The organism is Methanonatronarchaeum sp. AMET-Sl, assembly GCF_029854155.1.
Taxonomy (GTDB): Archaea; Halobacteriota; Methanonatronarchaeia; order Methanonatronarchaeales; family Methanonatronarchaeaceae; genus Methanonatronarchaeum.
Map to the genome: position 1 here is coordinate 1504937 of NZ_CP122958.1, position 26354 is coordinate 1531290.

The 26354-nt window shown below is 37.9% G+C and carries 22 protein-coding genes and 2 pseudogenes; 6 read left to right on the forward strand and 18 right to left on the reverse strand.

Features of this window, described 5'->3' with window-relative positions:
- Positions 1–97 precede the first annotated feature (97 nt).
- Positions 98–409, forward strand: coding sequence for a DUF131 domain-containing protein (locus QEN48_RS07730; RefSeq protein WP_280108324.1), 312 nt, complete (start codon positions 98–100; stop codon positions 407–409).
- 25 nt (positions 410–434) lie between these two features.
- Here QEN48_RS07730 and QEN48_RS07735 read toward each other — a convergent pair whose 3' ends face one another.
- On the reverse strand, positions 435–1598 hold the full coding sequence (locus QEN48_RS07735) for a coenzyme F420-0:L-glutamate ligase (RefSeq protein ID WP_280108325.1): 1164 nt from the start codon (positions 1596–1598) through the stop codon (positions 435–437).
- Between the two features lie 223 nt (positions 1599–1821).
- On the opposite strand from QEN48_RS07735, the gene tgtA reads away from it, so the two are divergent.
- Positions 1822–3306 (forward strand): tRNA guanosine(15) transglycosylase TgtA, encoded by a 1485-nt coding sequence (gene tgtA / locus QEN48_RS07740; RefSeq protein ID WP_280108326.1) that lies wholly within the window; start codon positions 1822–1824, stop codon positions 3304–3306.
- Positions 3307–3395: 89 nt separating this feature from the next.
- Here the strand turns inward: tgtA and ahbD are convergent, their stop codons facing one another.
- The 9 genes and pseudogenes from ahbD to QEN48_RS07985 all read right to left on the reverse strand — a co-directional run.
- Entirely contained in the window at positions 3396–4421 is a 1026-nt protein-coding gene (ahbD, locus tag QEN48_RS07745; protein WP_280108327.1) for a heme b synthase, read from the reverse strand.
- 21 nt (positions 4422–4442) lie between these two features.
- The gene (locus tag QEN48_RS07750) at positions 4443–5477 is read right to left on the reverse strand and encodes an archaeosine biosynthesis radical SAM protein RaSEA (protein ID WP_280108328.1); all 1035 of its coding nucleotides are present in this window, start codon (positions 5475–5477) and stop codon (positions 4443–4445) included.
- Positions 5478–7304: an archaeosine synthase subunit alpha gene (gene arcS, locus QEN48_RS07755; protein WP_280108329.1), complete on the reverse strand. Its 1827-nt coding sequence runs from the start codon at positions 7302–7304 to the stop codon at positions 5478–5480.
- 270 nt (positions 7305–7574) lie between these two features.
- Positions 7575–8786, reverse strand: coding sequence for a TIGR00300 family protein (locus QEN48_RS07760; RefSeq protein ID WP_280108330.1), 1212 nt, complete (start codon positions 8784–8786; stop codon positions 7575–7577).
- A gap of 92 nt (positions 8787–8878) precedes the next feature.
- Entirely contained in the window at positions 8879–9757 is an 879-nt protein-coding gene (gene argB, locus QEN48_RS07765) for an acetylglutamate kinase (protein WP_280108331.1), read from the reverse strand.
- 738 nt (positions 9758–10495) lie between these two features.
- On the reverse strand, positions 10496–10969 hold the full coding sequence (locus QEN48_RS07770) for a ferritin family protein (RefSeq protein ID WP_280108332.1): 474 nt from the start codon (positions 10967–10969) through the stop codon (positions 10496–10498).
- Between the two features lie 96 nt (positions 10970–11065).
- Entirely contained in the window at positions 11066–12460 is a 1395-nt protein-coding gene (locus QEN48_RS07775) for a deoxyribodipyrimidine photo-lyase (RefSeq protein ID WP_280108333.1), read from the reverse strand.
- Between the two features lie 231 nt (positions 12461–12691).
- Positions 12692–13639 (reverse strand): hypothetical protein, encoded by a 948-nt coding sequence (locus QEN48_RS07780; protein ID WP_280108334.1) that lies wholly within the window; start codon positions 13637–13639, stop codon positions 12692–12694.
- Between the two features lie 96 nt (positions 13640–13735).
- Positions 13736–13927 (reverse strand): annotated as a pseudogene (locus QEN48_RS07985) (RNA-guided endonuclease TnpB family protein); the annotation flags it as partial.
- Between the two features lie 326 nt (positions 13928–14253).
- On the opposite strand from QEN48_RS07985, the gene QEN48_RS07785 reads away from it, so the two are divergent.
- Both QEN48_RS07785 and QEN48_RS07790 read left to right on the forward strand, forming a co-directional pair.
- Positions 14254–14841 (forward strand): 50S ribosomal protein L15e, encoded by a 588-nt coding sequence (locus QEN48_RS07785; RefSeq protein WP_280108335.1) that lies wholly within the window; start codon positions 14254–14256, stop codon positions 14839–14841.
- Complete coding sequence (locus QEN48_RS07790) at positions 14838–15287, forward strand: RNA-binding protein (protein WP_280108336.1); 450 nt, start codon at positions 14838–14840, stop codon at positions 15285–15287. The genes QEN48_RS07785 and QEN48_RS07790 overlap by 4 nt, the downstream gene beginning before the upstream one ends.
- Positions 15288–15621: 334 nt before the next feature.
- On the opposite strand, the pseudogene mtbB reads toward QEN48_RS07790, so the two are convergent.
- The 7 genes and pseudogenes from mtbB to QEN48_RS07825 all read right to left on the reverse strand — a co-directional run bounded on the left by mtbB (position 15622) and on the right by QEN48_RS07825 (position 22807).
- Positions 15622–17031 (reverse strand): annotated as a pseudogene (gene mtbB / locus QEN48_RS07795) ([dimethylamine--corrinoid protein] Co-methyltransferase).
- Positions 17032–17079: 48 nt separating this feature from the next.
- Complete coding sequence (locus tag QEN48_RS07800; protein ID WP_280108337.1) at positions 17080–17724, reverse strand: corrinoid protein; 645 nt, start codon at positions 17722–17724, stop codon at positions 17080–17082.
- Positions 17725–17929: 205 nt separating this feature from the next.
- Positions 17930–18556 carry an MBL fold metallo-hydrolase gene (locus QEN48_RS07805; RefSeq protein WP_280108338.1) on the reverse strand — a complete coding sequence of 209 codons (627 nt, stop codon included), beginning with the start codon at positions 18554–18556 and terminating at the stop codon, positions 17930–17932.
- Between the two features lie 25 nt (positions 18557–18581).
- Positions 18582–19508 carry a transcription initiation factor IIB gene (locus tag QEN48_RS07810; RefSeq protein ID WP_347985136.1) on the reverse strand — a complete coding sequence of 309 codons (927 nt, stop codon included), beginning with the start codon at positions 19506–19508 and terminating at the stop codon, positions 18582–18584.
- Between the two features lie 262 nt (positions 19509–19770).
- Positions 19771–20127: an NUDIX domain-containing protein gene (locus QEN48_RS07815; RefSeq protein WP_280108340.1), complete on the reverse strand. Its 357-nt coding sequence runs from the start codon at positions 20125–20127 to the stop codon at positions 19771–19773.
- Positions 20128–20148: 21 nt separating this feature from the next.
- A complete protein-coding gene (locus tag QEN48_RS07820) occupies positions 20149–20367 on the reverse strand; it encodes a DUF1922 domain-containing protein (protein WP_280108341.1) in 219 nt (72 codons plus the stop codon).
- A gap of 1 nt (position 20368) precedes the next feature.
- Entirely contained in the window at positions 20369–22807 is a 2439-nt protein-coding gene (locus tag QEN48_RS07825) for a DNA-directed DNA polymerase (RefSeq protein ID WP_280109108.1), read from the reverse strand.
- Positions 22808–22908: 101 nt separating this feature from the next.
- Here QEN48_RS07825 and QEN48_RS07830 point away from each other — a divergent pair, with 101 nt between their 5' ends.
- Entirely contained in the window at positions 22909–24996 is a 2088-nt protein-coding gene (locus QEN48_RS07830) for an ATP-dependent DNA helicase (protein WP_280108342.1), read from the forward strand.
- Between the two features lie 180 nt (positions 24997–25176).
- Here the strand turns inward: QEN48_RS07830 and QEN48_RS07835 are convergent, their stop codons facing one another.
- A complete protein-coding gene (locus tag QEN48_RS07835; RefSeq protein ID WP_280108343.1) occupies positions 25177–25518 on the reverse strand; it encodes a twin-arginine translocase TatA/TatE family subunit in 342 nt (113 codons plus the stop codon).
- 125 nt (positions 25519–25643) lie between these two features.
- Here QEN48_RS07835 and pyrH point away from each other — a divergent pair, with 125 nt between their 5' ends.
- Positions 25644–26345, forward strand: coding sequence for a UMP kinase (gene pyrH, locus QEN48_RS07840; RefSeq protein ID WP_280108344.1), 702 nt, complete (start codon positions 25644–25646; stop codon positions 26343–26345).
- Positions 26346–26354 lie beyond the last annotated feature (9 nt).

Genomic DNA, 26354 nt, shown 5'->3' on the forward strand with positions numbered 1-26354 from the left:
TTGTTGGTGGTACCTCCCCAATGACGGTATTTTTGTTGATTTTACTTACCTTTGTTCTTATTTCTGTTTGGTTTTTAATTAGAAGTGGTGATTTACGATGAACTTAGTTTTTAGTTTAGGTCTCCTTTTGATATTCATCGGATTTTCTTTGTTAATCTTTAGCGTTATATTAAAATCAATATCGATTAAAAAAAGAGAAAAAGAATCTCTTGATAGTACCTATAAAGAAGAGGTTGGTGAAGAAGAGGTTGGTGAAGAAGAGGTTGGTTTTGGTGGTGGGGTGGTTATGGTTGGGCCTTTTCCTTTGGTTTTTGGTACTGACAAATCTGCGATTAAGGTTGCTTTGATTGGTGCTTTGTTTTTGATGGCTTTGTGGTTGGTTATATATTTTGTTTTGTTTTGGAACTAATATCCTGTCTGTTTTTTATTTTTTGTTAGAGGAAGTTTTTGATTAATACGAGTGGTGTTCCGGCGTCTGCTGACCCTGATATTAGGTCGGCGAGGCTTGCGGTTAGGTCTTTTGTTTTTCTTGGGGTGGTTCCTTCGTCTTCTTCTTCTACGTTTTGTGTTCTTATCATTTGGTCTATTTCGTCGTTGGAATGTCCTTTTTCGCTGTATTTGTCAACTAGGTATTTGTATTTGTTTCCTTCTCTGAATTTTCCTTTTATTCCTTCTGTATATCCAAATGAGGTTACTGGGTCTGCAAGTTCGTATATTCCGCTTTCAGGGTCTTTGTATGCTCCATCTCCATATATTATTACCTCTATGTTTTTTCCAGTTTCTTTTTTAATCATTTCCTGGATTTTTTTGGTGAATTCAAATGGGTTTTTTGGTGCTAGTTTTAGTTTTTCGTCTGTGGATAGGTTGCTGCCGAGTAAACCCCATCTGCAACTTCTTTTGCCTTCATTAGCGATTTCGGTTAGGTCGATTATTTCCAGGTTGCTGCTTTTTTCTAGAAGTTTTTTTCTATCTTTTTCTCTTCTATGTATCGAGGAGATTATTACTGAATCGATTTCGTTGTTTATTTGGGATGTTGGGTCGTTTGAAAGTATGATGTTGGCTTCACTGTCCTCATCATTAATTATTTCGGTGTAATACTCTAGGTAGTTTATATCTGTTATTGGGTGTTTGAAATTGATTTCAGCTCCATCTTGTTTCATTTCTTTGAGTTCTGAATAACTATAGGTCTCTTTGTAATCTAGATCTGCTTGAACGACTTGGTTTCCAACTTCATCATCTGGATGGGTTAGTTGTACAATTACTTTACCGCCAGTTACTGCTCTAGCTATGCTTCTTAGTATTGCTGAAAAACGGTTTCTACTGGTTATTGGATATAAAACGAGTGTTGTTGATCCTTTGTTTATATCGTGTTTGTTTCTTATTTCTTCTGCTACTTGGTCTATAGTTATGTAGTTGTTCTGTGATTTCGCTACTATAGACTCTGTTATACATAGGATGTCTCTATCACTAATCAAGCCATCACTATCACATTTTTTTATAACTTCTCGTATTTCACTGGGTAAATTTGTTTCTGGGGTTATGGCTCCCATTTTAAGGCCGTAGGCTGATACGCCAAGATAATTATGTTCTGGGTTCATGGATTGATTTCTCCATATATTTTTTGGTAAGCAAAATCTCTTTTTTGCTTGAGTGTCCGGCAGATTTATGATTTTATTAGTTGAAATATATTTCTGCCAAATTGATTTCTTTTCTTTAACCTAAATCTATTGGGTGTTTAGGTCTATATATAGATGTTTTTGGTTGTGTTATGGTTGTGTTGATTGGTTTGGCTGTATTGTTGTGTTTTGGAGGTATTGTTTGATGGATTTTGAAATTAAGCGGAAGGATGGTGCTGGAAGGATTGGTAGAATCGATTTGGGTGGTTGGAGGGTTGAGACTCCTACTATAATGCCTGTTATTAATCCTGGTATTCTTACTATTCCACCTAATGAGATGCGGGAGTTTGGTGCTGAGATTTTGATTACTAATTCGTATATTATTTATCGTAATGAAAGGCTTCATGAAAAAGCTGTAGAGAATGGTGTTCATTCATTGCTTGATTTTGATGGACCTGTTATGACTGATTCTGGGGCTTATCAACTATCTGTTTATGGTGATGTTGAGGTTGGTTCTGAAGAGATTCTTGAGTTTCAGGATTCTATTGGCTCTGATATTCATGTTCCTTTAGACTTGCCTACTCCACCGGGTGTTGAAAGGGAGAGGGCTGAAAATGATTTAGAGGTGACTTTGCAGAGGGCTAGGGAGGGTGTTAAGGTTGCTAGAGCTAATGATGCTGTTATCGCTGGACCGATTCAGGGCTCTACATACCTTGATTTAAGACGTAAATCTGCCTTGGAGATGTCGGAGATCGGTTTCGATTTGTATTGCATTGGTGGTGTTGTACCGATGATGGAGGAGTATGATTTCGAGAACCTTGTTAAAGCTATAGTTGCCTCTAAATCAGGTATTCCTTTTAATGCCCCTGTACATCTTTTTGGAGCTGGACATCCAATGGTTTTCGCTGTTGCAGTAGCTTTAGGGTGTGATCTATTTGATTCAGCGGCATATGCTTTGTTTGCTAAGAGAAATCGATATCTGACCAACCGAGGCACCTGGAATGTTAAGGAGATGGAGTATTTGCCTTGTTCCTGTCCAGCTTGTCATGGGAACAGTGTGGATGATTTAATGGAGCCGGAACTACTTGCTAGACACAACCTGTATGTAACTTTTAGGGAGCTTCGTGTTGTTAAGGAGGCTATAAGGAGGGGAGAGTTGTTGGAGCTAGCTAGTGAGAGAGCGCGTTCTCATCCAAGATTGCATTCTGCATTAAAATGGGGTTTGGAGAATGGTGATTGGATAGAGGAAGTTACTCCTTTCTCTAAGAAAAGCGCGTTCTTTTATACCGGGGAAGAATCAATGTTCAGGCCTGAAGTTATGAGGAATAAGGAAGCTGTGGGGAGGTACAGGCTTGGGGGAGAGGTTTTATTGTTTATACCCCACGACCTCGATATCGATACATTGGATCAAATTGAAGATAGGGGGGTTCAAGTGATGGAGATGAAACCTCCATTTGTTTATCCTAAGGAACTTTCAAGGACGTATCCATTTGGACAGTCACTTGTACCAACATATGTTGACAGCGGGAGACATAAACAGGCTGTTAAAACTATAGAGGAAGTACTGAAAGTATATGGGGATAACTTTGAAGAGATATATATAGTGGGTTCAGTCTATAAAGACTATCTTTGGGAGTTGGATGGTGTTAGTTATCTGGAGCCAAGCCAACTGGATTCAGTTATAGATTAAAAAAAGGGTTTTATATAGGTTTTCTTAGGTTATAGGTTATTTTAGATATGGGGATAAGATCCATCGTTTTTTTTTGTTTGGGGAGGGTTTTAGGGTTGGTATATGCAGTAGGGTTCTTCTGATAGGTAGTTTTCGGTTTCTGCGTAGGCTCTTGCTCGACAGCCTCCGCAGAGTTTTTTGTATTCACATTCTCCACATTTTCCAGTTAGTTTGTTGGGGTTGCGGAGGTCTTGGAATAGTTTGGATTTACTCCATATTTTAGTGAATTTTTCTTCAAGTACGTTTCCAGCGGTTACTGGTAGGTATCCACATGGATATACTTCACCGGTTCTTGATATGAAGCAGAACATTTTACCGCCTAGGCATCCGCCGGTTCTCATATCGAGGCCTTTTTTCTGGAACTTACCTCCTTTCTGGCTTATTATTCTGTAGTAGTGGGGGGCGCATGTTGCTTTTAGCTCCATATCTACTTCAGATTCCTTTTTGTAGAACCATTCAAGTATTTCTTCGTATCTTTGTGGAGTTATTTCGTTTCCTTTTAGGTCTTCGCCTCTGCCTGTTGGGACTAACATGAATATGTGGTGGGCTTTTGCTCCTAATTCGTTTGACATCTCTATTAGTTTGGGTAGTTCATCAACGTTTTTCTGTGTTATCGTTGTGTTTATTTGGAAGGGCATGTTCATTTCTTTTAGTATTTGTATTCCATTAATTGCTTTTTTGTATGCGCCTTCTATGCCTCTGAAATTGTCGTGTGATTTAGGTTTTGAGCCGTCTATGCTTATGCTTATTCTCTGTATTCCTGCATCGATTAATCTCTGGGTTTTGTTTTTATCTAATGTGGTGCCGTTTGTTGCTAATACTACTCTTAAACCTTTTTTGTCAGCGTAATCACTGATTTTGTATACGTCGTCACGTATTAAGGGTTCTCCACCTGTTAATATGAGTATATGTCCGATTTTAGCTATTTCGTCAACTACTTTTTTGGCTTGTTTTGTTGTTAATTCATCAGGTTCTGGACTGTATATTGAGGATGCTCTGCAGTGGCTGCATTTAAGATTGCATGACCTTGTTAGTTCCCATGCTACTAACATTGGTTTGTATCTATTGTCTTTCATGGCTCTCAAATCCTTTTTTGTTCAGCGACAGCCTGTATATATTTTATGTGATTTACCTTCGTACTCGATTGTTTTTTGCCAGTTGTTTTTACAGTCACATTTTGGTTTATGGAGGTATTTTTCTTCTTGGTGAAGTGAGTAATGATTTATTGTGTTGAGTATATGTGTGTCGCATTCTCCACAGTTATGTATTCCTCTCTCTTTACCGCCACCTACTGGATCGCTTATTATTTCGGTTGGTTGTTCACTTGTTTTTTTAAGCACCTCTAACAGGCTCCAAAGCCAAGGTGGGCGGTATTGGTTTTTGTTGTATAGTTGTTCTACGAATGTTCCTCTCTGGACATTGCAGGGGTTTATTGAGATTTTATTAACATCATTTTTGGCAAGTTTTTCTATCGAGTTGGTTGTGTCGATTATGGCTTCTCTTTCGGTTAGTAGGGGTGGTTTTAGCAGGAGGTATGCCTTGACTTTGCCTCCTGATTTTTGAATTGTTTTTATTGCTGATTTATATTCTTGGTATGTAGCGTTTTTGTTTATAATTTCGTTGAGTATTTGGTTGTTTGTTGATTCTATTCCAAGGCCAACCTCGAATTCCTGGATATATTCCTTTGTTTCTTTTATTTTTTCTTTTTTTATGAATTCGGGTCTACTTTCAACTCCAAGTATTTCCGGTTCTTTTTCCGATACTTTTTGAAGTATGTATTTTCTGGCTTGTATTGGAACCTCTTCTTCATCTAGAAATGACCCTGATGTGAATATTTTTATGTAGATGGGTGGTTCGAGTTCATGTTTCTTTAAGGCGGTGTCTATCTGTGTTTTTAGATCTTTTACAGTTGTTTTTTCCGCCGAGTCATAGATATAGCCACACATTGAGCAACCTGATTCCCTCCCCCATGAACATCCGGTTGTTCTTAAAATTATGTTCAAGCAGTTTATGGGCCGACCGTTGTTCCTTGCTTTATCTTTCCATACTGCTACAGGTTTTTCTGGATCGTTTTTTGTGGGCAGGTTGCTGTTCCGTATACTACTCATCATTCTTTCAAGTGGTTTCGTCATCTATAGTTCCTCCACATGTCTTATTTTCACTGCGATTCCTCTTTCTGAATTTATCATTTCTTGTCCTGACATCTCTGCCCGGCCAACCCCTATAGCTTTAGAGCCTTTGAACCATACTTCATCGTTTGGCCTAATCAGGTTTCCAGCGTTTATTACTCCAGGAGCTAATAGAGATCCTTTAGGATAGAAATCTCCAATTTCAATGAAGTAGTCTGTTGGTTCAACTTTTTTGACACCCTCTATCGTTAATGCAATCATTCCGTATTGGGGGACGAGTGTTGCATATTGTGTTCCATCGCTACCTATAACCCGTAGTTTTGGAAAACTTCCCTTAACCTCAGCACCCTCTAATAAACGGTTTCCAAGTCCTAACCTAAATTGGTAGTCAGTAATAGACTTAACCATGTCTCTAAATCTATTGGTTCTTTTTGGATATCCATTAAGAGCTTTATCTAGATTTTTAATCGATTCACTGGATCTTGGGTCTCGGTTAGGTGTTGTTAATTCAGTTTTGCATAAAGGATCTAATACCTCTTTACATAGCTCTGCCATCTCACCCTCCAGATGTACAACTATTTTTTCGTATTGATGTAAGGAGAAATAATGTTTAAAGCAATTTCTTATCAATTTTTTCTCATCTTCACTCCAAACACCCGTAACAGGTAGGTCGTAGTGTTGGGCGGGATATACAACCTCCAGTTCACGGGGTACTAAACCGAGTGGGGATGTTAAAATAACTTCATCTCCTCTTCCTTTGGTTCCACGGCGATATATTGCATGTGACTTGGATTTTGAGTATGGTTTTTTTGCAGAACACGGTAATATTACAGCAACATCTGAACCTGGTGGACTATATCTATTTTTAACTCTTTTGATGAATCTTTTTATCTCTGGCCTTTCCAGTGATTCATAATTATTTGCATAAAGTCTGTATCTTCTATAACTGGCTGTCTGTTTCATTAAAAAATCAGGGTAATCAAAATCTAGTTTACGTAACAGGGCAGTTAAATTAGGTTTGGATTTGACTCTTTGTTCAACATACTCTCTCAATAAACCTCTCTGTATGGCGTTTCTAGTACTCTTTAACTCTCCTTTCAACATAGCTATGTTGTGTTGGTAAATATTGTTTTGACGGATATCTCCAGACATCTCATTTATCGAATCTATGTCGTGTTCCAAGCAAACATTACATTGGCATGGTGTTTCACTAAGTTGTTCTAGCCTCTGACTACCGGAGGTTGTGAAAAAAACATCATCCATTGAACATTCAAGCGCTCGATAACTATCAAATAGATCTACACCCATATACACCATTATTGGAATTAACGGTGGTGTTGCAATGGCTGGAGCGTAAACAGCTGTATCAAACCCAACCCCTTTTTTTACCGATAAAACTACATCTAAAAGTTCATGAGGTATATACAAATCACCAACCATGTCTAACAAAACTGAGTGGTACTCTGAAAACTGATATCCAAACCTCTCTCTATGGTTTTTATATCTCCCACCCCCAACAACAGGCATCACCAATGAATCGAAAGATTCTTCATCGAATTCATCTACCAAACGATAATTTTCTTCACCAAGATATTCTGCAAAATCCATGTCAACACTTGGTGGACAACGCTTAGATAGAGGCACCACTATATCCGGGTTTTCAATACTATCTTGGTTATTTAAAAAACCATTAGAAACCCAAGAACTCCCTAAATCAAGTACATCCGCTTCTATATCAAGCAGGCATGGAGTTTCCAACTTAAAACTACCCGACTTTAAAACACCAATCCTTCCTGGACCATCTCTAGTAACACTTTCAAAATAACTCATATTATCCTATCTCAAAAAAACAAACTAAAATCAATTACCTAAGCCAACCATGTCTAACCTAACACACATAATATAAAAGTCCCCAAGCCCTAAACAACTTTCCAGTGACACAACTACTCACCCCCAAGAGAGTTAAGTTTTTTTATTCAGCTAAAATAGGTGACATCTCCGAGCTTAAACACAGAGTCTTACCACCCAAAGACGAAAAACAACGATAAAGAAAAATAAAAGGGTTTAGAGCGATTGATTCTGACTCTTTCCCAAAAAAAGTCATTTATTCAGTATATTGTTGGTTAAACGGGGTATGAATGTCCCTACGTCTGTAACTATCCCCATTGCTTGTGCTGTACCTCTATCCATCAACTTTGTTACAGTTGCCGGGTTTATATCGATACATATTGTTTTAACGTGTGATGGAAGTATGTTACCTGTTGCTATGGAGTGGAGCATAGTAGCCATCATTATCACTAAATCAAGGTCTTTTATGTTCTCCCTCATAGCTTCCTGTGCTTTTATTGTATCCGTTATAACTTCAGGAAGTGGTCCATCATCTCTAATCGATCCTGCTAGTATGTATGGAACATCATTCATTTCACATTCATACATTATCCCGCTCTGTATTTTACCATCCTCGATTGCCTGACGAATTGACCCAGATTTTACAACCTCACTTATAGCGTAGAGATGGTTTTTATGTCCATCAGGCCTTGGTTGTCCCTCACATAAATCAACACCTAAAGAGGTCCCATACATTGCTCTCTCAACATCGTGTACCCCTATCGCGTTTCCACCGAAAATCACATCAACATATCCTTCACGAATTAAAGTCGATATCTCTTCAGAACAACCTGTATGAAGCACTGCAGGACCTAAAACAAAACCAATTTTACCACCATCTTTTTTGGTATCTCTAATCTCCTTTGAAACCTGTTCAATCAATGTGTCCGATGGTTTTTCTGAGGACACATGACTTCCCATGAACTCAAAAACAGATTTTTCTCTAGGTCTTTCAGGTGGTGTAACCCTAATACCTTTCTCTCCAACAACAACCCTATCCCCCTCTCTGACATGGGAAATTGGTTTACAAAATGCTTCATCTCCCTTCAAAACTACAACACAATCCATCTCAATGTCCTTTACCTCAACCCACCGACCACCATGCCGCACATATGTCTGGTGATTGGTTGTGGAGTAGAAATTGTCTGGAAGAGACACATCAGAAGGTGCTTCTTCCCACTCTACATCCATAATCTCCGGTAAAGTGGCACCATGCCTATGGATCTCACTCATTATACTATCAAGATGGTCCTCATCTCTACCCTCAATCTGAATCCGAGTAAAACTCTTATCTGTTTTATGTTTACCTATATCAAACTCAAGAACCTCGAAATCCCCACCCATATCTATTATGGAGTCAAAAACCTTGGGCAACGTCATTGAATCAATTATATGGCCTTCAAGCTCAATCTCTCTTATAGACATTACCAAAAAATAGATAGGTCGTTTAGATAAAACCAACGGAAAAAAACAGGATAAATAAAAAGTTTTCCATAATTTATTAAAAAAAAAGGGTGTCAGCCTTTATGTATCATTGTTCCAACACCCTCATCCGTGAACAATTCAAGTAAAAGTGAATGTGGTTTTTCACCGTTGATTATATGGGTTTTTTCAACACCACCCTCTACGGCTCTAACACAAGAATCTACCTTCGGAATCATCCCACCCTCGATAACTCCTTCTTTTTTTAAGTCTTCAGCATACTCAGGTGTCATTTTTGAGAAAATAGTTTCTTTGTCTTCAGGATCTCTCATCACTCCATCAACATTAGTCATCATCATCAGTTTCTTAGCACCAATACTGATAGCTATCTCACCAGCAACAGTATCAGCATTAACATTTAACGAACGCCCTTCCTCATCAACAGCAATTGGAGATATAACAGGGATATATCCTTTTGAAGAAACAACATCTATCATCTCAGGATCAACACTTTCAATCTCACCAACATAACCCAAATCGATTTCTTTTTCAACATCCTCAACTACAACTTTCTTCTTACCCTTCTTCTTAGCTGTAAAAAGCCGTCCATCCTTTCCAGATAGACCTATACCTTTACCCCCATAACTACCAATCTTAGAAACAAGCTCTGTACCCACATTCCCAATGAGAACCATCCTAACAACCTCCATAGTTCTCTCATCGGTCACTCTAAGACCATCAACAATCTGAGGCTTTATCCCAAGTTCATTCATTACCCTACTTATCTCCGGACCCCCACCATGCACCAAAATAGTCTCAACACCAATATACCTCAACAAAACAATATCCTTAATTATATTCTCCATACTCTCTTCATTAACTATTGCATGGCCACCACACTTAACCACAATCTTAGATCCATGAAGATTACGAATATAAGGTAAAGCCTCAACAAGAATGTTTTCACGTTTCATACAAAAACCTCAACAACACATGCCATATAAATATACATGAAGTGACCCCTCCCTAAAGAGGAGAGGCTTCCATGCGACCTTATCCCAGAGGGAGTTTGCTATAACATCATGCTTCTCTCACAAACCTAATCAACATGGAACTATACTCTGAGAGAAATTTGGATTAAGGTAGAAACCTATATATCATACTCGTGATAGGTTTCCCTTATTCATCTCAGGTAGCCTTCACACTACCACTACCACCAGACCCTTCCATAGAACACAAATGTTCTAGATCGGGAGTTACCTAATACATCTTTTCGATATCGGTCTCAAGCTATAGACAATATCCCTTGAAACACTATCGAGTTGCTTTTTGTTTAAAAGGCAGACCACTCAACCAACTGCCAAATAGATATGTATGTTCAGACCACTTAACTTTTTACTATCGAGCTGCAGTCCCCTCCGTAAACGAAGAGGGCCTTAAAGCCTGCTTTAAGATAATTGACCCCTCCCGGCCCTAAAAAATAAAGATTAGGGGTATTGAGGTCATCACCCAGGTCATCACCCCAAGCAATATATCTAAAGATATTTATTTTCAGAAAAAACAAATGGAGTTTTCTGATTTACCTTAACCCATACCTCCTTTTCCCTTGATTTATAATAACCGTTATTTAGAAAAGACAGTTCTTTAGGTTATTTCCACTAAACTTCACCTATTTTATTGCTTGATAGGGACTGGTGTTTATGTTTTTTAATTTAGATTTTCCTATCTGAGAGGTCTAGATGGGTTTGTTCGATTTCTGCTAGAGCTGTGAAAAACTCTTCGATCTCTGGTTCTTCAGCTTCTTTTGCGAACTGTCTGTATTCTTTTATTGCGTTTGTTTCTCTTTTATGTGCCATTTTGTAGTTTTCTTTTGCTTCTGAATAACAATCCTCGTATGTGGGGATTTCTTCTTCCTCTATATCGATTAGTTCAGCCAGTGCTTCTGCGTGTTCTGCTTCAACTTTTCCAAGCCTTTTGAATACTGAAGCTTCGTTTTCATCTTCTGTTTTACGTGCAGCACAGGCATAGAACTTAGCGTTATCTATTTCAAGTTGAATAGCTTCCTTTATGTTCTTTCTAGAAACATCACTCACTTCATCAGCCATCAACCTATCGTAGTTATCTAGTTCTTTAACGTATTTTTCTGGAGCTCCGCAAAAAGGACAGTGACCTGGTTTACCATCCATCAATGAGGTTTCTCCACAAATGTTACACCTATATTCCATAAACATACTAGTTAACTATATATTTAAGGTTAATAACTCTATCCACAAACCGAATAATTAGTCGACAGATTCATATTTTTTTATTGCTTTTTCCCGCCTCTCACTGTGATCTAGTATTGGTGGAGGATAATCTCTATTGATTATACATCCAACTTTTTTCTGTATGTCTTTCGGCATCTCACTAGGATCGTGTATATATTCAGTTGGAACATCCTGTAGTTCCGGTATAAAAGACTTTATGTATTTACCTTTTGGGTCATATTTCTCCGATTGGGTTTTTGGATTGAAAACCCTAAAATAAGGTTGTGAGTCGGAGCTTATTGAGTAACACCAATGTATCCCACCTGTCATTGAAGACCTTTCAAAATCGATAAAATGTTTCTTAAAAAAACTATCTAAACTACGCCAATCTACATGAAGGTCTTTAGATGCAAAAGCAGCAACAACCATTCTAGGCTGGTTGTGCATCCACCCAGTTTTTAGTAGTTGACGTATTCCTGCATCTACTAACGGAAAACCTGTTTCACCTTTTTTAAAATCAATCCATTCATCCGGACGTTTTTCCCAATCGATATCCATATACTTGTTTTTAAGTGGAACTTCAGGCATATCTGGCCAGTTCCAAAGTTGTTGAAAATAAAAATCACGCCAACATAACTGCCGTCTCCATTCATCAAGTCCCTCAGAATCTAGAGTATCTATCCAGTATGCTTCTCGTATCGATATTGTTCCAAACTTTAGGTGTGGTGACAACATCGAGGTATATTTTTTAGATGGATAATCTCGATATTCACTATAGTCATCAACTTTTTCTTTAAACCTATCTAGCCAAGAAAGTGCTTCCGACCGACCTCCCTGAAATGGCTGTTTATCCAAAAATTTATTTAAACTGTTTTTGCTGTAACCGAGTTCACTCAAGGATGGAGGACTCTCTGAATCAATTTTTGGAATTGAAAAACAATTCCTCGTCTGAGGTATTTCCTTTTCTAAATCTCTCCATTTTCTATAATAATAACTAAATACTTTATATGGCGTTTCTGAATTTGTTAAAATCTCTCTTTTCTCATGAAAAACTAGGTCTTTAAAACTCTTAATATCTACATTAAGCTCTTTATCTATCTCTTGATCTCTTTTTCTTGCGTAAGGAGTGTAATCTCTATTCAAATAAATAGCTTCTACATCAAAATCCCTAACCAACTTTCTTAAAACATTTTTAGGCTTACCCTCCCGGATAACTAAGCCACCTAATTCCTTAAAATCACTAAATAACTCATCAAGAGAGTTTTGCCAGAAAAAAGCTCTTTTAATTCCAGGCCTTATCTCATTATTTCTAAAAATATCTTTATCCACAATATAAAGCGGTATTACCTCATCAAAATCACTAGATACTTTAATTAAAGCTTTATTATCTTTTAAACGTAGTTCACGCCTCAACCAAACAATACAAACCATCAAAACCAACCAACTTCTACCAAAGTGACAACCCCCTCTCCCAGAAGAGGAGAGGTCTTAGACCTTAGTTAAAATAAAATAACTAAAAACCCTACCTAACTATCTAAAAGAAAACTGTTTAAACAATGTTTTTTCTTTTCAATATTTCTTAAACCTTATATTTTTATGAGGTTTTTTGGAAAAATATCTGGCCATCCATGCGATGTAGTCAGAAGTGAGCGTAGTTGAGTTTTAGGCATATACAGTAAATGTGTTTTCTGGTAGTCCTTCGTTCACTTTTATGTCAAATATCTTGACTTCAGTTTCAGTTGATGGGCATTTGAATGATATCTCTTCTATATCGTAGGGGTCTTCAGCATTGAATAATTCATAACTGAACTCTTCAACAAATTTATTTAATGTTTCTTCTATTGATTGGTTTAAATCTGTTTGATTTAGCTCTGTTTCATTTATCAAGTCATTTGTTTCGTTCATATCTATGTTAGAGATATTGTCAAATTCATCAAACTGAGTTTCAAATCCACCAAAAAAACCAAATAAAGTTTGAAAGTCCTCAAAAACCTCAATTAAATCTTCTATATCTTCCACTTCATCTAAATCAACCTGTGATTCGAGGCTTAAGGCTCCAGAACTTATTTCAACGACGTTGTCTTCGAGGTTTAGAATTCCGGTTATGTCTTGGTCTTCAATGTTTATTTTGATTTTTAGTTCTTCAGTTGCAGGGTCTTCGATCATTACGTGTGTCTTGTTGGAATCATTTATAGTTGTCTTGAATTCAAGTGTTTTTATGTCATCGAGTGTTTCTATTTCACCTTCCACAATTCTTATCTCTGTTGATTGGTTTCCTATGGTGAGGTTGTATAGACCAGTCTCAGTTATTTTATGTTCAAATGTAATTGACTTGGTTTCACCCGGTGATAATGAAATTGTTGAGGTTTTTATTACCTCATCTTCTTTCTCTAGAATCACTGTGTAGTCTCCAGTTCTGTTTTCTGTATTTGTAACACTGGCTTCAATAGTAAATTCTTCATTCGATAGAGCCATTGCTTGTTCAATAAATATTTCATTGACTTCAAGAGCTTCATCCATTGTCTCTTCTTCTAAACAACCTGTTGCAGATATTGCTAAAACCAATGCAACAAATAAAACTAATATATTTCTCCACTTTGAGTTAGACATCCCATTAGTAATATGTTTTTAAAACTATATCAACCCAATCTTTATTCTTCTCAAATTAATTGGAATGTTTTTTATTGTGCTGACATCCTCCTACGGCTAAAGCCGTGGGGTTCCCCCACTGGGGGTTGAACCCACGGATACGGAGAGGTTCGCAGGTTCGTCGTCACGTTGGACGATGACCTGCGTTTTGGGCTGTGCCAGTACAGCCCCCGCCTCGGACAGCGGTTTCGAGAACTTGCCCAAGGCTCGTTTGCCAATATTCAGCGCACCGTTCTTGTCGGCGTTGTCAGTATATAGAGACTGCTCACCTAAAGATGTTACGCAAGCATCCAACCCCAACCGTGGCTATGAATGTGGAGAGATTCCCAGTTGTAATGATTTTTTTTGACTAGAAGGTTATTTTGGTTTATTATTTGGTATTGGTTTTTTTAAAAAAGAGATTTTTACATTGGTTTTATGTTGATGTAAGTTTATTAATCCGGATGTCCTTTTATCTCTAAAGTATGTTATGGGGAGTTTTTGTGTTAACATATTTAGTTGCAGGGTAGATGATAAATTTTAATAACATAAAGGGGCTTTAATTTAATATTCATTTTTGATATGGAGAGCTTAAGATGAAATCAATGTACTCATTTATTAGGGATGCATGGAAGGAACCAAGGGAAGGATACACGAGAGAGTTGATGTGGGAGAGATTGCAGAAGTGGCGTAGGGAATCCACCATTAAGAGAGTTGAGAGGCCAACTAGGCTTGATAAAGCGAGGAAACTTGGGTATAAAGCTAAAGAAGGTTTTGTTATTGCTAGGTCTAAGGTTAGAAGAGGGACTAGGAGAAAATCAAGGTTTAAAAAAGGCCGTAAACCAAGTAAAATGGGTTCGGAGAAAATCACGCCTGGTAAAAGCCTTCAAAGGATAGCTGAAGAAAGAACTAGTAGGAAATTCCCAAACCTACGGGTCCTTGCTAGTTATTGGGTTGGTGAAGATGGTCGTCAAAAATGGTATGAAGTTATAATGGTTGATCCACACCACCCAGCAATAAAAAACGATTCAGACATAAACTGGATATGCAGTGACAAGCATAAAAACAGAGCCTACAGAGGATTAACAACTGCAGGTAAGGATGGAAGAGGTCTCTCTAAAAGAGGTAAGGGCACTGAAAAAACAAGACCAAGTATAAGGAGCAACGAGGGCAAAGGTAATTGAGTGAGATACCTGTTCATTACGTAATGCTAAGAGCCTTCTCATATACAACTGAATCGGATGAGAAGGTCAAAAAAGCATTAAATCTATTTTTACCACCTGAAACAGATATTGAGTCTCAAGAACTTGAGGGAAACTTCGGTAACAAAATAAATCTATTTAGAAGCAAAATCGAGAAAAGCAGAGAAATCAGAGATTTAATTCATCAAATAAAAACTTCTTTAACTGAAGCTCAAATAAAAGAACTAGAGAAACAGATAGAAAGACGTACAGATGAAGACTGCAACCTATATCTAAGATTCAACAAACAAGATGCATACAAAGAAAAATTTTCATTAACAAACACCGGAAACTCGATCAACATTAGATTCAAAATAGCCGCATACCCAGCAAAAAAACAGAAAGCAATAGATATAGGCAAAACACTATTCCAAGAAGACTGGAGTTAAATCCTTTCTCTTCTTTTATCAATCCATCTTAAAGAGAATATAAGATAAATCTTTGATGGATAACATACCCCACATACCTATTAAACAGGTTGTATTGAGTTGGATTATTTTTTTTACATTCTTTATTAAAATAGAGTAGATGTGAAATCATCCTCTACCTGAAGAGGAGAGGTCTTAGCCCTGAGTTAAGATAAAAATATTGTATGCGTTATTTGAAGAGTTTTTAATAATTTATATTAAATAGCTTTTAGTATAAAATAATTTAAAAATAGTTAAAAAAAGGGAATTGGGGAATCTGGAGGTTAATTCCAGATTCTTTTTTTTGTTTTTTGTTTTAGATTTCGAGTTTGTCTTCGAGTCTTTTGACGGATGGTATTTCTAGGTCGAGGACTTTGGCGATTCTTGCTTTGGCTTCTATTCCTTTTGCGCATCCTGGTACGGATGTGATTACGCCTATGTCCATGTCTTCTCGTAGTTCTCTCATCACGAAGACGTCGGATAGGTCTGCGACGGAGACATCGAGTTTGTCTGCGACGTATTGTTTGGATTCATCGATGTCTGTGTTTTTGTTCATCATTACTCTTGAGACTAGATCTCCAGAGGTTCTTAATCCACCTAGGCCTGATGCGGCGTAGTGGGCGAGGGACATTCCTACTGGGTCTCCGACTCCTACCTATATACCGTCTACTCCAGCAACCTCAACCATAGCTTTAGAAGCCCGTGTGACTGCTTCTACTGGCGGAGTCTCAAACATCGGTATACCACCAACACCCATACCCATATTAACATGAATTGGGATGTTTGCTTCGTCCATTGTTAGTTTTACGAATGTTACAGCTCTGGCAAGGTTCCATGGTAGTGTTTCGCTTGCGTTTGTGTTTACAACTGGTCCGAATATGTCTCCACCGGCTTCTTCAACTAGGCCGCAGAGTTGGTGTGGCCACATTCCGGCGAGTGTTTCGCCGTTGTATTTTAGGCCGCCGTGCATTCCGAGGACGTTTTCGGCTGCCATTCCTATTTCTACTGTTATGTGTTCTGTTGCTGGGTTTGATTTTAGTTTTTCTGTTATTTCGAGTGATGCTTTTAGGTCTGGGTCTCCTGCTGCTCCTGATGTGTCTAGGTTTAGGCCGTCTAGTCCTAGTTTTCCTAGTTTTTTGGCTATGTATCCTATGTCTTCTATGGCTTGGTCTACTGCGTTTTCTTGGGATTCTAGTGCTTCCATCATGTTTCCTTCGGCCATGAGGTTGTTTGGGTTTTCGAATGGTCCGTCTGGTGTGTAGTATGTGCCTAGGTTTGGCATTGCGCCGTAGAATATTGGTACTATTGTTGAGAGTAGTATGTTTTCTAGTGTTTGTTGTTCTTGTGCTATGATTGGTTTTGTTGGTTTGTAGCTGTAGTCTATGTGTCCGAGTTCCATTGTGTCTGCGGCAAATGCTCTTTCGTGTACTTTTACTCCTTGTTCTCTTGAGAGTGGGATTCCGACTCCGCTGTTTCCTTGGTCTCCCATTAGTCTGAGTGTTCCTATGTCGTGTGTGAATACTACTTCGTTTCCTTTTTCTACTCCGACAACTTTACCTGGTTCTGTTAGTATTGATAGTAAGTGATCTAATTCATCATCTGATAGTTGTGGAATGTCTGCTTGTTCTGCAGCGGCTGCTGTACCTTTATCGAGTTCGTCTCTCATCTCTTCTTTTGTCATTTCGATGGAGGCACCGTCACCCATATTGGTTTGATATTTAGTCATAAATTTAAACCTCTTATCTTGTCTAGGGATTTGAATCTATCTTATTTATTATTTGCCAACGAGTTTTTCAGCGGTTTCAACGGCTTCTTTTGCGTCTTCTGCGTAGGCGTCGGCTCCTATTTTCTCTGAGTATTTTTTGGTGACTGGTGCTCCTCCTACCATTGTGAATACGTTGTCTCTTAGGCCTGCGTCTTTTAGCATGCTTTCTATTTCTTCCATGTTTGGTCGGGTTGTGGTCATTAGTGCGCTGCTGCCTACTATTTTTGGTGAGTTTTCTTCTGTTGCTTCTATGAATTCTTCGAGTGGTACGTCTCTTCCTAGGTCTACTACTTCGAAGCCTTGTACTTTGAGGAGTAGTGCGACGATGTTTTTACCTATGTCGTGTACGTCTCCTTCTACTGTTCCAATGACTACTACGTCTTTTTCTTCATCGCCGGCTCCTTCGACGTTTTCCATTAAAATTTCTACGGCGTCTTGTACACCGTCACCGATGGTCATTAGTTGTGGTAGGAATACCTGTCCTTTATCAAACTGGTTTCCTAGTTCTTCCATTGCTGGAGTTATACCATTTCCAATAGCTTCTACACCATCATGGCCATCATCTACGTATTCTCTTGCGGCTCCTGTTAATGCGTCTGGATCGATATCTAGTATTGCTCTTTTTATTTCTTCGATTTGTTCTTCTTTGCTCATTTAAAAAAACCTCATCTACCTGATTAATATTGATGATAGGATTGAAAACATATAAATTTACGGTAGAGGAACCCTATTGTTCAGGGTATGGGGGGAAAGTAAGTTTTATAAGGCTTGTATTTTTGATTTAATCTGATTTGATTGGTTTGTGTTTTTTTATGAAAATATAGATAAAAAAAGGGGTTGGTTTTTGTTGGTGTTGTTTTTAGTATTGTATTATTTTGATTTCTGTTTTGTTTGGTAGGGTTTTTGGTAGTTTATATGGGTTTTTGACTTCTTGGTAGTTGTTTATTTCTTCTTTGAATTTGTCTATTCCGTCTATTGGTATTGTTATTCCTGGTATTTTGTAGTGCATTGGTATTGCGATTTTTGGTTTTATTAGGTTGATTATTTGTTTTGCTTCTTCTGCGTTGATTGTGAAGTTGCCGCCTACTGGTATGAATAGTATGTCTATGTTTCCTATTTTTTTGATTGTTTTTTGGTTTGGGATGTGGCCTAGGTCTCCTAGGTGGCATATTGTTTTGTTGTCTAACTTGAATTTATATATTAGGTTTTTGCCTCTCTGTCCGCCTTGTGATTTGTCGTGGTATGTTTGGATTCCGTTTATTTTTATTCCTCGGGCTGTTGAGTTTCCTATGCTTGATATGGTTACTGGCTCTCCTTTTACGGTGGACACTGCGTTATGGTCGTAGTGGTCGTGGGATACTAGTATTAGGTCTGCTTTGGGTGATGGCGGTTTTAGTCCGATTGATTTGCCATCGTGTGGGTCTGTTACTACGGTGGATTGGTTTTTTATTTCAAAACAGGCGTGTCCCCACCATTTTATCTCCATTTTTCTATCTCCTTTTTTTGTGGTTTTAGACGTTTATTTCGATTCCTAGTTCTTTTTTGATTTCTTGGTATCGGTTTCGTACTGTTACTTCTGTTGTGTTGGTTTGATCTGCGATTTCTTTTTGTGGTCTTTTTTCTCCACAAAGTACACTTGAGATGTATATTGCTGCTGCAGCGATTCCTGTTGGACTTCTTCCGCTTGTTAACCCTCGTTCTGAAGCTTTTTGTATTATTTCTCTTGCTTTGATCTGTGTTTCTTGTGATAGGTCTAGTTTGCTGCAAAATCTAGGTAGGTATTCTTGTGGTAGTGATAGTGGTAGTTTTACTTCTAGTTCTTGGGATATGAATCGGTATGTTCTGCCTAACTCTTTCCGTGTTATCCTTGCCGCTTCTGCTATTTCGTCTAGTGTTCTTGCTACACCGTTTTTTCTACAGGCTATGTATAGTGATGCAGCTACAACGCCTTCGATGCTTCTTCCTTTTATTAAGTCTGCTTCTGCTGCCTCTCTATATATCTTTGATGAATCTTCTTGGATGTTTCTAGGTATACTTAAGCAAGAAGACATTCTGTTAAGCTCTCCTAACGCTAAGGCTAGGTTTCGCTCTTTCGCGTCGGATATCCGTGCTTGTCTATGCCATTTTCTCAAGCGGTAGAACTGTGCTTTTTTGTTTGAAGAAATTGGGTTTCCTTGACCGTCTCGATTTTTAATACTGATTTGAGTTGAAAGGCCTTTGTCGTGTGTCATGTTTGTCATTGGACTTCCGACTCGGCTTCTGTTTTCTTTTTGGTCGCTGTCGAATGACCTCCATTCTGGGCCTGTGTCTATAAATTCCTCATCTATAACAATTCCACAGTTTTCGCAAATTAATTCAGCCCTTTCATAATCATGTGTTAGTTTTTCTGCATCACACTCGATACATTTTCCGCTTTCTTCGTATTCCCCTATTGAAATTCTCTCCCCATCACTATCCCCATCACCATCATCATTATTAGAATTTGTAGACAAATTCTCCCCCCACTAAAAACAATTTGTGGGTTGCAGTATTTGAAATTAGGTTTTTTACTGCCACAATGTTAATTTCTGTTAAAATAAAATAAAGTTTTGGGAGAAGTATTTATGTTGTCTAAATGACTGTTTATACTATTGAAATAGAGTAATAACGTCTATGTAGGTTTTTATGACTTTAATGTTTGTTTTAATGTTTGTTTTCGTTTTATTTTAAGTGTTTTTTTGTTTTTTTGTGGTTTCTTAGTATTTCTTTGTATTCTTTTTTTGAGAAAGACAGGTTTTTTGGGGGTTTTTTAAAATAACCTACTGTGTATTCGCTTTTTTTGTTTTTTCTTGGTCCTGTTTCGGCAGAAAATACAATTCCGTTTTTTTGTTTTGTGGTTTTTTTGAGGTTTTTTGGTTGGTATGCTGTTTCTTCGATAAATTCTCTTTCAGCGGCTTGTTTTGGTGTTTCGTTTTTTTGGATTTTTCCGCCGGGGAATTCCCATCCTCTTTCTGGGTTGTATATCATTAGGTGTTTTTTGTTTTTATATGCGACAATTATTGTGTATTTGGCTGACATTTTTGTTCTTATTTTTTTATTTTATTTGTATTTGAAGAATCCTTGTGTGTCTGATTTTTCTTTTTGTAGTTTTCTAATTGCTTGGCGTGCTTCTTTCGGTTTTTTGGTTTCTCCGATTTTTTTGGCTTTCTTGATTTTTACTTGTTTTCCGCAGGGGCATTGTCTTGTTTTGTGTTGTTTATCTGTGTATAGGTATCTTCCACAATTGGTGCATTGGAATATTATGTATTTCTTTGTCATTTTAGAATTCTCCTAGTTTTTTTTGGCTTGGTTCTCCTTTGAGGTCGTTTTCTGTGTATCCGAAGTAGTTTAGTACTCTGGATGTTGCTGGTATTACTTGGTTTTCTATGTAGTAATCGATGTCTATGGGTATTTTTCTACCGTTTTCCATTGTTAGTGTTCCGTTTTTGTATGATTTGAACATTTCTATTGGGAATGATCTTTCGCCTATTGATTTTCCGCCTTTGGTTGTTACTACGAAAGATATTTTTTTGCCTGGGCCGACTTCTATGCCTTCTTTTTCTGCTTTTTCTGCGGCGTGTACGTGGGCTTGTCTGGATTCGTATTTTGATATGCTTTTTGATAATGTTTTTCTTATTACTAGTTTGTCTATAGGGATTTCTCCGTTTTTGAGGTTTTTTATTGTTTTTTTTACTACTTTTACTGCTTTTTCTGGGTTTTTGTCTTTTAGTATGATTTCGATTACTTTTTGTTGCATCTCTCTTGCTAGGTCGCACCAATCTCCTCTTCTTACTTCAAGACCTCTTATGTATATTTCGTTGTTTTGGTCGAGTCCTGCATATCTTTTTTTCTTTTCTGTGAAGAATATGGTTTGGTAGTGTTTTTCGATTTCTATTTCGAGTGGTAGGGTTTGGTTTAGTTGTTTTGCGAGTTTTTGTGCGATTTTGTTTATGTTTTTTGAGTTTTGTTTGGTTGTTTTTATGAAGATTGAGTCTGTGTCTCCATAGATGACTTTTAGGTTTTTTTTCTGGGCAGTTTGGATTGCCTGGTTTATCATTTCACGTCCCCATGCTGTTGTTGCTTCGGCGCATTCTTTTTTGTACCATCTTGCTGCTCCCCACCCGGTGTATCCATAGAAAGAGTTTGTGAGTGTCTTAATTGCTTTTTCTCGGACTTTTAGGGATTTGGTTTCTTCTTTGGTTTTTGCGTTTTTTATTTCTTTTTTGATTTTTGCTCTGTGGTTTAGTAGTTCTTCAAGTATTTCGGTGAAGAAGCCTTCTCTGTCTTTTCTGAATCTATGTTCTACTTCTGGTGCTTTGTGGTAATCTTGATGTTTTTCTGTTTGGTCTGGAGGTATGTATGTGTCTGGTGAGATGTTGTATGATATCATTAGTGATGGATACATTGAGCTGAAGTCGAGGGAGATTACGTTTTCATGTAGTCCTTTCTCTGGTTCGAGTACAAATCCCCCGAGGTATGTGTTGGATCCTGATCGGTATCCGGTTCTGTTTGGTACAAGTTCTTTTTGTTCGTGTGCTTTGGAGATTAAGTACCATTCTACTTGTCTGCCTCTCCCCATTTTTGAGATGTCGTCGGCGAATTGTTTTGTTAGTTTGGAGAACTCTAGTTGGTTTGGTAGGAGTTCTTCTCCTACTCCAGCTGTGCTTACGGCGTCTTCTCTGGCGTATTTTAGGAGTTTTTTTCTTTTTTCTTTGTCATCCCAGTATTCTCCTACTCGATGGCCGGGTATGTCTGTTCGGTTGGTTGAATTCATTACGTTTAGGTAGTCGGCTACTTCTTCTAGTGATTTTACTTTAACTTCACCTAGGTCTCGACTTGCGATTCTATATAAATCGATGTTTAATCGGCCTTTTATTGATACGGTTTTTCGGGCTCCTCCTCGAAAGTCTGGAGTGGATTTGTCTCGACCGATTTCTAGTTTTATATTATGTTTTTCGGCTCTATCTTTGAGGTATGGCCAGTCGAAGTCATCGCCGTTGTATGTTAGTATTACGTCTGGGTCCCATTTTTTTATTTCTTTTAAGAATTTTTGGATTAATTCTTTGTCTCCACCGTTGTCACTTGTTAATAGTTTTGAGTTTCCATCAGGGGTTACTAATGAGATTATGATTATTGGGTCTTTTTCAGGGTCTGGTGATCTTTCTTTGTTGTGCATCTCACAATCGAATGTTAGTTTTTTGAGTTCTGGGGTCTCTTCTTCGAAGACTCCTTTTAGTGAGTTTATTTCTATTGCTTTTTCTGTGTATTCAGATTCGGTTTTTTTTCCTTTTAAAATTATTTTTGAGGATGGGATTAAGCCTTTATCTATAACAAATCTATTTATGAAAGGTATGTCTGCTTCTCTATACTCTGATACTTCTTTTAGGTTTGATATTTCTTCTCTTAATGTGGGTACGTGTTGTGGGTGGTTTGTTGTTATTTTTAGTACCTTGGTTTTTTCTCCTTTGTCGAACCGTTTTTCGGTTTCCACTTTTTTGGGTTTTATAACTTCGTCGTATCGTTCTCCTTCTATTTCAAGTATTTGTTTTTTTAGTTTTTGTATGTCGGCTTCATCTTTGGGTATGGCATAGAAGTATGGTTCAAAGTCTCGGTAGTAACCTACAGTTATTTTATTTTTTTGCTTTATCCAGAGTCGTATAACTGGTTCTCCGTATTCTGTTATGTATTCTGCGTTTAGTAGGTGTCCTTCTATTTCCATCAAAAGATTATTGGGGATAACCGGAAAAGTAGTTTTGGTTGGTATGACAGGTTATTGTGTTTGGCGTGCTTAATTTACTCTGCTGTTGTGGAGATTGAATTATGACAGATTATCTAGATTTTTTTCCTAAGGAGAAGCCTTATAGTAGTCAGTTAGATGCTATGGAGAAGATATCGCGTGGGGTTAGTCGTGGGAGAGTTATTCTTTTTGAGGGTGCTTGCGGGACTGGTAAGACTTTGGCTGCATTGGCTCCTTCTCTTGAATACGCTAAATCGAGGGGTAAAAAGGTTGTTATAGCTACTAATGTTCATCAACAGATGAAGCAGTTTATTGATGAGGCGAGTGAGATTTATGAGACCTCTGATATTAAGACTGTTGTTTTTCAAGGTAAGACTAAACTTTGTATTGAGGATATGGGGTATGGTGAGTGTCAGGCCTTAAAGGAAGAGACTTATGAGTTATATAGGTTGAGGAAGGAGCGTAATGAACTTAAGTATGAAGTTAAGGGTTCTAGTAGTGGTTCTAGAGATAAGAAAATAGAGTTGTTGAAAGAGATTGATAGGGAGATTAGTGAAAAGGAGTCTAATAGTTGTGTTCCGTTGTTGAATACTCTTAAGGGGGATGGTGATTTTGAGTCCTGGGTTTTTAGTGATGTTCGAGGTCCTGGGGATGTTGTTGATTGGTGTTCTGTTAGAGAGCGCTGTCCTTATGAGGAGTTGAAGAAGGGTCTTGAAGAGGCTGAGCTTATTATATGTAATTATCGTCATATTATGGATCCTGTAACGCTTTCCAGGTTTTCTGAATGGCTTGGGGAGGAGGGGGATCCTTTTAGTGAGGCTATATTGATTCTTGATGAAGCACATAATCTTAGTCAGGTTGCTAGAGATATTTATTCACGTCGTATTGCTCTTAAAACTATTAAAAAGGCTTTAAGTGAGGTTAGGGATGAAAAAACCCGTAACTTGGTTGATGGAGATTTTGGTGAGGTTGAAACTCTATTTAAATTGCTTTTTAATTCTATAAAAAAGATGGAGCCAAACAAAATATGGGAAGGATATAATGAAGTTAAAGTTCAGGACCCTGAGTCGCCTCGGAGTAAGGATAGAATAACTAAGTCGTTAAAGGAAGATGGTGGTCGGGTTGAAAAGAAATTGAATAAGGCTTTGATGATTGGTAATGAACTTGAATCGATATATGAAGAGGAGTTTAAAGCTAAAAAAAGGTCTCGTAAAAAGGTTTGTTATATTCAGGTTGTTGCTGAGTTTTTGCTAAATTATCTTCAGAATGCAAGTAGTTCTGATTACTATCCTTATCTGGAGTTTGAGAAAAATGGGGGGGAGGTTGGAGCTAGGTTAGGCCTGTTTAACTGTGCTCCGGAAGACATGGTTGGCTCACTTTTGAACTCCACTCATTCAACTATAATGATGTCAGCTACATTACGTCCTTTCAGCCATATCCGGAAGTCATATGGATTTACCGATACTCTAGATCTGGCGTATCCAATGAATTTTCCTATTGAAAATAGGCAGACCCTAGCGGTTGATACTCATGCTCTTTTTTCTAAAAACCGTAAGGACGAGATGGTTGTTACTGAGGTTTCAAAGATTTTAAGAGACATTATTTCAGATACACCTGGGAATGTCTTGGTTTTTTTCCCAAACTGGGGTGAAGCAAAAAAATACTATGACTCCGTTGACACAGATGTTGAGAAATTCCTTGATATGCGGGGAGAGTCGTCTGTCGAGGTTAGGGACCGTTTCTTTGAGATTGGTGAAGGTGGTGGAAAATCTGCGCTTTTCTCTTATATCTGGGGTACTTTGTCTGAAGGACTGGATTATAGCGATAATCGCGTTAGAACTGTTGTTATTGTAGGTGTTCCATATCCCTTACTTGATGACAAAATGAAGGCTATACAGAATTCTTATCAAAAAAGGTATGGTGATGGATGGAAATATGGTGTTGAGGTTCCTACAGTTAGAAAGGTTAGACAAGCAATTGGTAGGGCTGTTAGGTCTCCAACAGACAAAGCGTCTAGAGTTCTTTTGGATAAACGATATACACCAAGTTCAAGTAGGAATATGGGTAAATACTCTTTCTACACTAGTCTTCCAAAAGAGCTTAGGGAAGAAATAAAAGAAGTTAGGCCTGAAGAAGTTGGATCCACGATAAATAGTTTCTTTAGTGACTAACTTGATTTACTGTGGATTGTTTTGTGGTTTGGTTTAAATTAACTGTATTTTGGTTGTTTTAATGGCTGTTTGGGCTTTAAAACAGATAAAATAAGTTTGTTGAGACTGGTTTTAACAGTCTCCATTTTTTATTTTTTGGGTTTTTGGTTGTGTTGTTGGGGGAAGTTTTTTTATTTTTCTTTAGCTTCCTTTTTCTTTCATTGCTTCTTGTATTTTCTTTTTGATTTCTTCTTCTGTTTTTCCTTCTATGTCGATTCCGAGGTCCTTGGCTATATTTTCTATGTTGAGGTCGCCTTCTTCGTTTCCTTCTGGTTCGCTTTCAAGTGTTTCGTATTCTGCTTTTTTGACCTCTTGTTCCATTTCGCTCCTTGCTTTTTTGAATTCTCCCATTGCTGTACCCATTGATCGGGCTAGTTTTGGGAGTTTACTTGCTCCGAAGAGCAATAGTATTACAAGGAATATGATAACCCATTCGGTGAGTCCTATTCCAAGGGGACCTCCGGCGAGTATTGATAACTCCATAATAATTACACCTTAGAGTTTGGTGTTCTTAATTTAATATAAATATTTCTTTTAAAACTTTTTTTTGGGTAGGTTTGTGTTTGGGCTGAAAAAGTTTAAAAACTTATATCTTCTATTGATGGTTGATGTCTATTGTTATTAGTTTAGGTGGTTCGATACTGGCTCCAGACCTTGATAGTTCTAGGTTTAGTGAATATTCTAGGGTGTTGAAGGATATATCTTTTGAAGATGATCTTGTTGTGGTGACTGGTGGTGGTGAGATGGCTAGGGAGTATATTGATATTGCGAGGGGTCTTGGTTCTAATGAGGCTTTTTGTGATTCTATTGGTATTGAGGTTACTCGTTTGAATGCTAGGTTATTGATTAGTGCTTTAGGTGAGGGGGTTTTTCCGGAGCCTCCAGGTTCTTATGATGCTGCTTTAAGGGCTTTTTCTGTTAGTGATGTTGTTGTTATGGGTGGTGTTTCGCCTGGTCAGTCAACTGATGCTGTTTCTGCTTTGATTGCTGAGTATGTTGATGCAGAGTTGTTGGTTTTTGCAACTTCTGTTGATGGTGTTTATAGTTCGGATCCTCGTTTTAATGATGATGCTGAGAAGCTTGATAGGATCTCTCCTGATCGTCTTGTTGAGATTGTTATGGAGACTGAGATTAAGGCTGGTGCAAAGGGTGTTGTTGATCCTCTTGCTTCGAAGATTATTGAGCGTTCTGAGATACCTACTGTTGTTTTAGATGGGAGTGAGCCTGAGAAGGTTAGGTCGGTTGTTTTGGATGGTGTGCATGAGGGTACTCTTGTTGTTTCTGAGAGTTATGAGGGTGTTTTGGGTTAGTTTAGTTGG